This is a genomic window from Proteus genomosp. 6 (genome assembly GCF_040139785.1).
Lineage (GTDB): Bacteria > Pseudomonadota > Gammaproteobacteria > Enterobacterales > Enterobacteriaceae > Proteus.
The window spans coordinates 1-604 of sequence record NZ_JBEEVJ010000057.1 but is presented as its reverse complement, the minus strand read 5'-3'; the positions used below and the strand labels follow the sequence as shown (position 1 = coordinate 604).

1 protein-coding gene is annotated in these 604 nt (G+C 42.4%); it reads left to right on the top strand.

The genetic code is table 11. The features are described from left to right. Positions 1–510 (top strand): tail assembly protein (locus ABN212_RS18785; protein WP_349443577.1); only part of this gene is annotated, 510 nt, incomplete at its 5' end. Positions 511–604: the final 94 nt, after the last annotated feature.

The window sequence follows — 604 nt, the reverse complement described above, 5'->3', positions numbered from 1 at the left end:
ACAACATCAGAAGCAATCAGAGCACTTTGTTGTACCTTAAATGGATTTGAACAGTATTTAAATACCAGTAAATCACGAGGATTAACATACGCTGTATTTAAAGGGAAAAAGAATATCGGTGTTGATGATCTTAATTTCCCAATATCAGAAGAAATTATTCGTATCGTTCCCATTGTGGTGGGGAGCAAAAGAGGGGGTGTTTTTCAGACTATTTTGGGTGCCGTCCTTGTTGCTGCCGCTATATGGCTACCTTGGGGGTCCGCATTATGGGCCAGTAACCTTTTATTTGCTGTTGGCGCATCAGTCGCTATCGGCGGTGTTATTCAAATGCTTTCACCTCAACCGAAAGGTCTTGCAATGCAAGATCAGGGTGAAAACAAACCTTCGTATGCGTTTGGCTCTCCTACTAATACTGTTTCTCAAGGTTACCCTGTGCCAGTGCTTTATGGCGAAAGAACGATTGGTGGTGCCATCATTTCAGCGGGTATCTATGTAGAAGATCAGCAATAAATCTATTTGGAATAATCTAATGAGAAAAACAATTCACGGTCAAAAAGGGGGCGGTGGTAGTCCTCGTGTGCCTGTTGAGCAACCTGATGATTTA